3 protein-coding genes are annotated in these 4,775 nt (G+C 67.8%); 2 read left to right on the top strand and 1 reads right to left on the bottom strand.

Annotated features, from left to right (window positions below; all coding sequences use genetic code 11):
- Positions 1-132: 132 nt before the first annotated feature.
- The gene (locus ACMI1Q_RS06255; RefSeq protein ID WP_419503157.1) at positions 133-2,403 is read right to left on the bottom strand and encodes an N-acetylmuramoyl-L-alanine amidase family protein; all 2,271 of its coding nucleotides are present in this window, start codon (positions 2,401-2,403) and stop codon (positions 133-135) included.
- A 217-nt stretch (positions 2,404-2,620) separates the two neighbouring features.
- Here ACMI1Q_RS06255 and ACMI1Q_RS06250 point away from each other — a divergent pair, with 217 nt between their 5' ends.
- Together ACMI1Q_RS06250 and ACMI1Q_RS06245 are read left to right on the top strand one after the other, a co-directional pair.
- A complete protein-coding gene (locus tag ACMI1Q_RS06250) occupies positions 2,621-3,439 on the top strand; it encodes an MYG1 family protein (RefSeq protein WP_419503158.1) in 819 nt (272 codons plus the stop codon).
- Between the two features lie 14 nt (positions 3,440-3,453).
- Positions 3,454-4,326, top strand: a complete 873-nt coding sequence (locus ACMI1Q_RS06245; protein ID WP_419503156.1) for a GNAT family N-acetyltransferase — start codon at positions 3,454-3,456, stop codon at positions 4,324-4,326.
- The last annotated feature ends 449 nt before the right edge of the window (positions 4,327-4,775 follow it).

Here is a 4,775-nt window from a genome sequence, read left to right as displayed (position 1 = left end):
AGTAACAGAACCTTCGCGGCTGGCAGACCGTACTTGCGTGACGTGACGCGCACGCTAGTATTCTAGGGCTATGCCCGCATATGAAAAACCCCCGGCTTTGCCGGGGGATATTTATTGTGATGTTCAAAGGGGTCAGTCCGGCACGCAGTCCAGCACCGCCTGGGCGATGGCGCCGCCCTCGGCCCACAGGCCCAGGTCGCCGGCGCAGCTCTGATACTCGGTGGGGCTGCTCACGAAGCCCGTCTCCAGCAGCACCGCCGGGCACAGGTTGGAGCGGGTGACGTAGAAGTAGTTGTAGAACACGCCCCGCGCCTCGCGGCCGGTGGCGGCGGTGACCCGGTCCACCAGGGCCTGGGCCAGAGGCTTGCCCTCGGTGTAGAACCAGTAGCACTCGGTGCCCACCAGGCCGTCGGTGTCCTTATCCAGGTTGGTGCTGTTGTGGTGCACCGAGATGAAGAAGTCCGGCGCGGCGTCGTTCAGCATCTCCACCCGGTCGCCCAGGGTGGGGAAGGTGTCGTCCGAGCGGGTCATCAGCACGGTGGCCCCCAGCTGCTCCAGCCGGTACTTGGCCGCCAGCGCCTCCGCCAGATTCAGGTCCTTCTCCTGGGGGAAGTCCTCGCTGGTGGAGCCCACAGCGCCCATGTCGGTGCCGCCGTGGCCCGGGTCCAGCATCACCGTCACCCCGGTGAGGGGGCCGGTCTCGGCGTCCGAGCGTTTGGGCTGGTGTTTCAGCAGGATCTGGGAGGTGCCGTCCTCGGTGTAGCGCACGTGGTAGCCCCACAGCGGGTCGGCGTCGTTGAACACGAAGTGCAGCGAGAAGCCGCCCTCCTCGGTGGGCTCCGCCGTCACGGTGGCCCCGCCGAAGCCCAGGTCCGCCGGCATCTCGCCGGTGAAGGAGGCGGACAGGAAGGTCAGGGTCAGCTCGTTGCCCTCCCAGGTGTGGGTGTAGAGGGGCGTGCCCGAGCCGGTGAGGGTGAACACTTCCATGTTGCCCTCGGTGGTGCGCTCGGCCCCGGTGAAGGCCGCGTCGGGGGTGGAGGAGTCCAGCAGCTCGCAGTCCTTGGCCAGGATGTAGCCGCCGTTCTCCAGCTGGTAGGCGTAGGTGCGGCGGTTCGAGCGCACGAAGGACACGCTCTTCTCCACCGTGGCCACCGCCCCTTCGTAGGCGGTCATCCGAATGGAGTCGTCGTTGGTGTAGTCCTCCAGCAGGCTGGCCAGGGTGGTGTTGATGCGCAGCTTCTGGCCGGGGGCGGCGGCTTCGCTGCCGTCCGGGCGGGCCGCGCCGGCCCCGCCGCCGGAGTAGGTGGAGCGGGTCACCGAGATGGTCACGGTGGTCTCGCCCTGCACGGCGGTGATGTCGTTGGCGCCCATGTTCAGCGGCGCCAGGATGCCCCACACGCCCATCTCGCCGGTGCGCTCCACCGTCTGGCCGTTCACCGTCAGGGGCTGGGCCGGGTCGGAGGTGCCGATGAGGTAGACGTTCTCGGTGTACACCGTGGCCCCGGTGGCCGGGGTGACGATGGAAAGGGTGGCGGGCACGTCCTTGGCCAGCACGTCGGGCAGTTCCTCGCCGCTCACGAAGCGCAGAGCCACGGCGGCGTCGGAGCCGTCCGCCAGCAGGCTGCCCAGCTCGCCCAGCACCATGCCTCTGCCTTCCTCCAGCTGCCACGCCGCCGCCAGCAGGGCCGCGTCGCCGTCCTTGCGCAGCAGCGCCGGGGCCTCGCTGCCCTCGGTCAGGCCCACATAGGTCAGCAGGGGCTGCTCCGGCTCCACCTCTTCCCCGCTCTCGGCGGCCTGGGATTCAGCCTCGGCCTTCGCCGCGTCCAGAGCGGCGGCGCTGGCCTCGTCCAGGCCGTAGAGGGCCAGCTTGTGGTCCTTCGCGGCCTTTTCCAGCCACTCAGGCAGGGCCGCGCCGGCGGCCAGCGGCTGGCCGCTGTCATCGGTGGCGATGAGGGCCGCCTGCATGTCCCGCTCCCTGGCCTGCTTCATCAGATAGTTCACCGGGTCGAACTTGGAGAAGAAGCCGTCGTTTTCGGTCACCGTTCCGGCGGTGGCCACCGTCAGGTCCTTGCCCTTCACCCGGAAGAGCACCTGGTCCGGGTCGTCGTCCACCCGGCCGGTGAGCAGCACCGTGTTGGCCCCCAGGTTCGCCGCCTCGTCCAGCGTGCTCTCCAGATAGGCCTGCTGCTCCTCGGTGGTGCGGGCGGTGGAGAAGTAGCTGCTCCAGTCGGAGGCCAGCACCACCGCCTTCACGTCCTTGGGGGTGCGCATGTCCGGCGTGCCCAGCGAGCCGATGCCCCGCACCAGCAGCACCAGCAGCCAGATGAGGGCCGCCAGGGCGGCCAGCGCGGCCACCGCCAGCACTGCCGCCAGCGCCCGCCGCCGTCTGTATTTCGTCTTCATCAGAAACTCCCCCTCCTCTCGCGCCGGGGCGCGAATGGTGTCGATATTCAGAACCATTATAGCACAAACCCGCCCCGCCTTGTATGAAACTTCTGTAAACGGCGGGCAGGAAACTTCTGGCGCGTACCTTTTATATATATGGGCCCCGGCGCTGTTTTTTGCGGCGGGAATGTGCTATACTGAATGGAAAACCAGCGACGAAGGAGAGTCTCATTCCATGAAGGTACCGGCCAGAGGATTCACCCACGGGGGCAAGTTCCATGCGGACGACGTGTTCGCCACCGCGCTGCTGCGCATTTTGCGCCCGGATTTCAAGGTGCAGCGGGGGTTCGAGGTGCCGGACGATTTCGACGGCATCGTCTACGACATCGGCGGCGGCATGTTCGACCACCACGACGCCAGCCGCGCTGAGCGGCCCAACGGCGTGCCCTACGCGGCCTTCGGCCTTTTGTGGAAGGTGTTCGGCCCCCAGCTGGTGGGCGAGCATCAGGCCCGCCTTCTGGACGAGAACTTCGTGCAGCCGCTGGATCTGAACGACAACACCGGCGAGGACTGCCTGCTGGCGGACGCCATCGGCGGCTTCAACCCTTTGTGGGACTCGAAGGACGACCCCGACGCCTGCTTTGCGAAGGCGGTGGACTTCGCCCAGGTGATTTTGCAGAACAACATCGACGGGGCCAACGCCGTGAACCGGGCGGACGCGCTGGTGAAAAGGGCGCTGGAAAAAATGGAGGACGGGGTGGTGGTGCTGCCCTGCTACGCCCCCTGGAAAAACGCCCTCTACCGCTCCGACGCGCGCTTCGTGGTCTATCCCAGCCAGCGGGGCGGCTGGGCGGCCCAGTGCGTCAACGACCGGCTCACCCGGCGGCCCAAGCGGCCCTTCCCCCAGGGGTGGGCGGGCCAGCCCCCCGAGGAGCTGGCAAAGCGCAGCGGCATCCCTGACCTGCGCTTTTGCCACGCCAGCCGCTTTATGATCACCGCCGACACCAAAGAGAGCGCCATCGCCGCCTGCCGCATCGCCGACGGCCGCCGCTGAAAGGAGCCCCTTCCATGCCCGTCTGCTATGTCTACATGGTGCGCTGCGAGGGCGGCGCGCTCTATACCGGCTGGACCAACGACCTGCTCCGCCGCCTCGCCGCCCACCAGAGCGGCAAAGGCGCCAGGTACACCCGGGCCTTCGGAGCGGCCAGCCTCGCCTGGGCGGAGGCGCTGCCGGACAAAAGCGCCGCCCTGCGCCGGGAGGCCGCGCTGAAAAAGCTGCCCAAGGCCCAAAAGGAGGCCCTGGCCGCCTCCTTCGACCCCGCCCGCTTCGTGCTGCTGCGCCCGGCAAAGCCCGCCGACGCGGCCAAGGTGCTGGAAATTTTCGGCTGGTACGTGAAAAACAGCACCGCCTCCTTCCTGTATGAAGTGCCCTCGGAGGCCGAGTACCGCCGCGCCATCGCCGCCACCCGGCGCACCCTGCCCTACATCCTGGCGGAAAACGCCCTGGGCCAGCCCCTGGGCTACGCCTGCGCCCACCCCTGGCGCTACGGCTGCGACGCCTACGCCTGGGACGCGGAGACCACCATCTACCTGGCCCCCGCCGCCCGGCGGCTGGGCCTGGGCACCATGCTCTACCACGGCCTGCTGGCGGCGCTGGCAAAGCAGGGCTACCGCAACGCCTACGCCGTGCTGGCCGACCCCAACCCCGAAAGCGAGGCCTTCCACACCGCCTTCGGCTTCGTCTGCGAGGGGCGGCAGGCCCGCACCGGCTACAAGAACGGCTGGCAGGGGGTCAGCTACTGGCTGCTGGATCTGGCCGACCCCGCCGCCGACCAAAGCGTGCCCCCCGTTCCCCCTTCTCCCCTGCCCGCGGGGCAGCTGGAGGAGGTGCTGGCCGCCGCCCGCCTGGGCGAAAGCTGGCAGACCATCGCCGGGCGATGAATTTTTTGGATTGCTCTCACCGCCGGTCCCACCGCGCCTCACCGCCGGCCCGCCCGCTCCCCTGTGGGTCGGGCGATGAATTTTTGGGGCCGCCCTCATCGCCGGTCCCGCCGCGCCCCACCGTCGGCCCCGCCCGCTCCCCTGTGGGTCGGGCGATGAATTTTTCGGGCGCCCTCATTGCCGGTCCCGCCGCGCCCCACCGCCGGCCCGCCCGCTCCCCTGCGGCCCGGGCGATGAATTTTTACAAATCGCCCGCCGCCGGCGTTCGCCCGTCCGCCACTGAAAAACAAATCGCTCTTTTTTGACAAAACGCCCAAAAGAGGCCCGTTTTCGCGGGCCTCTTTTTCTGTGCTAAAGTGGAAAACTCATACTTTTCCCCCTTGACAAACCCTGCCCAGCATGTATAATTAGCCGTAATATTTTGAATATATATTCAAAATATTACGGCT

It is taken from the genome of Candidatus Allofournierella excrementavium, assembly GCF_048526665.1.
Lineage (GTDB): Bacteria > Bacillota > Clostridia > Oscillospirales > Ruminococcaceae > Allofournierella_A > Allofournierella_A excrementavium.
The sequence above is the reverse complement of the archived record's forward strand: the minus strand, read 5'-3'. Positions and strand labels throughout refer to the sequence as shown.

Bases quoted from the DNA above. Each gene is read 5' to 3' on its own strand.
- ACMI1Q_RS06255 (WP_419503157.1), bottom strand. From the start codon at position 2,403: ATGAAGACGAAATACAGACGGCGGCGGGCGCTGGCGGCAGTGCTGGCG.
- ACMI1Q_RS06250 (WP_419503158.1), top strand. From the start codon at position 2,621: ATGAAGGTACCGGCCAGAGGATTCACCCACGGGGGCAAGTTCCATGCG.
- ACMI1Q_RS06245 (WP_419503156.1), top strand. From the start codon at position 3,454: ATGCCCGTCTGCTATGTCTACATGGTGCGCTGCGAGGGCGGCGCGCTC.